The sequence below is a fragment of the Burkholderia sp. Ac-20392 genome, assembly GCF_017104585.1.
In the GTDB taxonomy this organism is placed as follows: Bacteria; Pseudomonadota; Gammaproteobacteria; order Burkholderiales; family Burkholderiaceae; genus Burkholderia; species Burkholderia lata.
In genome coordinates this window covers 1-2,362 of sequence record NZ_JAAGPB010000825.1, presented here as the reverse complement: position 1 = coordinate 2,362, position 2,362 = coordinate 1, and the positions used below count along the sequence as shown (strand labels likewise).

Here is a 2,362-nt window from a genome sequence, read left to right as displayed (position 1 = left end):
CTCGAGCGCGGCCGCCTGGTCGCCCTCGCCGGCGATTGCGCGGTGTGTCACACCGCGCCGGGCGGCGCGACCAACGCGGGCGGGCTCGCGCTCGATACGCCGTTCGGCACGATCTACACGACGAACCTCACGCCCGATCCGGAAACCGGCATCGGCACGTGGTCGTATCCGGCGTTCGCGCGCGCGATGCGCGAAGGCATCTCGCGCGACGGCACGCACCTGTACCCGGCGTTCCCGTACACGGCGTTCGCGAAGCTGAGCGAGCCCGACCTGCTCGCGCTCTATGCGTACCTGATGTCGCAGCCGCCGGTGAAGCACGTGCCGCCGAAGACGAAGCTGCCGTTCCCGCTCGACCAGCGGCGCCTCGTCGCCGGCTGGAACTGGCTGTTTCACGATGCGCGGCCGTTCGCGCCGGACCCGGCGCGCTCCGCGATGTGGAATCGCGGCAAGTATCTGGTCGACGGCGCCGGGCACTGCGGCGCGTGCCATACGCCGCGCAACGCGCTGGGTGCGGAGAAGGGCGGTGTTGCATACCTGTCGGGCGGCGAGGCCGAGGGATGGGTCGCGCCGCCGCTCGTTGCGTCGCCGGCTTCGCCGGTGCCGTGGACCGAAGGCGCGCTGTTCGACTACCTGCGCACGGGCTTCTCCGCGCAGCATGGCGTCGCGGCCGGGCCGATGGCGCCCGTCGTCGCGGGGCTTGCGGCGCTGCCCGAGGCCGATGTCGAGGCGATCGCGCACTATCTCGCGTCCCTGTCGCCGCCGGTCGACGCAGCGGCCGCCGCCGACGCGGCCGCCCGTCAGGCGCGCGGCGCGGAAACCGTTGCGACGCTCGGCCTCGAGAACGGTCGCCGTGCGTTCGACGCCGCGTGTGCGGTCTGTCATGCGGAATCGGGCGGCGTCGGGCATTTCGGCGTACGCCCGCTGATGGGGCTCAACACGAGCGTCAGCCAGGCTGCGCCGGACAACCTGCTGCGCGTACTGCATCACGGGATCGACCAGCCGGCCACCGGCGAACTCGGCTACATGCCGGGCTTCGGCGACGCATTCGACGACCGGCAGATGGCGGAGCTGGCCGCGTATATCCGCGCGCGGTACGCGCCGGGACAGCCGGCGTGGCGGAACCTGGCGGAAGCGTCGGCCAGGATCCGGCAGGAAGCCGCGCACTGATCGGCCGCCGTGCAACGGGCTGCGGCGGGAGACCGACCGGGCAAAACTACCGGCTGGCGCGATCTGGCCCGGAAATGGGGCGGAAATATTGCCCCATTTCATCATCGTTTAACCATTCGAAACAATGTGTTCACTGAAAGGGGCATGATCTCCGGCGATTGAGCAGGCATACTGTCGCCTATGTTGCTCAATGCGCGTCGAACGGCGCGCGCTTGCCCCCCATGTCCACTCCAGTTTCCTTTCGAACCTTGCGATGGTTGACCGTCGCGGCTGCTGCATGCTTGCTCGCCGCGTGTTCGACCGCTTCCGACGTGACCGCGACGTCGAACCCGAACGTGTTTACCGTGACGACGCGCACGGTCGGCGTGTCGACGACGTGGGCCGACGCCCATACGAAGGCCGTCGACGAAGCCACCAACTACTGCACGCAGCGCGGCATGCGCGCGAGCATGAAGCAGGAATCGCTGACGAGCGGCAGCCGTGTCGGCGCGCGCTCCGAACTCGCGTTCGAGTGCCATCCGACCTTCGAGACGGCGTCGAACCCGCGCGGTTGAGCGACCGGCGGCGCTGACGCGCCGTCACTGCCCGCGGTTTTCTTCCCCCGCATGCAAAACGACCCGCGATGCCGTTCAGGCACATCGCGGGTCGACGCACGTCCGTCGCAGGCTGCGGCGATTATGCCGGCGGCGCCTCGTACAGCTTCACGCACGCGGAGAAGTCGAGCGTACCGAGCCCCTGCTGGCTCATCGACTGATAGAGCTGCTGCGCGAGCGCGCCCATCCACACCGGCTGATGCGCGCTGCGCGCCGCTTCGGTCGCGAGCCCGAGATCCTTCAGCATCAGGTTCGCCGCGAACCCGCCCGCGTAGCCGCGCGCGGCCGGCGCGGTGCCGCTCACGCCCGGATACGGGTTGTACGTGTCCGAGCTCCAGCAGCGGCCGGTCGACGTGTTGATGATGCCGGCCAGCACGGCCGGATCGATCCCGAGCGCGGCGCCGAGCGCCATCGCTTCCGACACGCCCATCATCGAGATCCCGAGCAGCAGGTTGTTGCAGATCTTCGCGATCTGCCCGGTGCCCGTGCCGCCGCACTGCACGACGTTCTTGCCCATGTCGAGCAGCACGGGGCGGATGCGTTCGAATAGCGCGGCGTCCGCGCCGACCATGAAGGTCAGCGTGCCGGCCTGCGCGCCGCCA

General features: G+C 69.7%; 3 protein-coding genes. 2 read left to right on the top strand and 1 reads right to left on the bottom strand.

The window, feature by feature from the left end:
• Window positions 1-1,167, top strand: a 1,167-nt coding sequence (locus G3N99_RS38680; RefSeq protein WP_206125026.1) for a cytochrome c, incomplete at its 5' end; no start/stop codon positions are given.
• A 221-nt stretch (window positions 1,168-1,388) separates the two neighbouring features.
• Window positions 1,389-1,721, top strand: coding sequence for a hypothetical protein (locus G3N99_RS38675; RefSeq protein WP_174936035.1), 333 nt, complete (start codon window positions 1,389-1,391; stop codon window positions 1,719-1,721).
• 121 nt (window positions 1,722-1,842) lie between these two features.
• On the opposite strand, the gene G3N99_RS38670 is transcribed toward G3N99_RS38675, so the two are convergent.
• A partial coding sequence (locus tag G3N99_RS38670) for an NAD-binding protein (protein WP_206125025.1) occupies window positions 1,843-2,362 on the bottom strand: 520 nt, incomplete at its 5' end.

What these genes read in the sequence shown, in the direction of transcription:
- G3N99_RS38675 (WP_174936035.1), top strand. Translation starts at nt 1,389, where the DNA reads ATGTCCACTCCAGTTTCCTTTCGAACCTTGCGATGGTTGACCGTCGCG.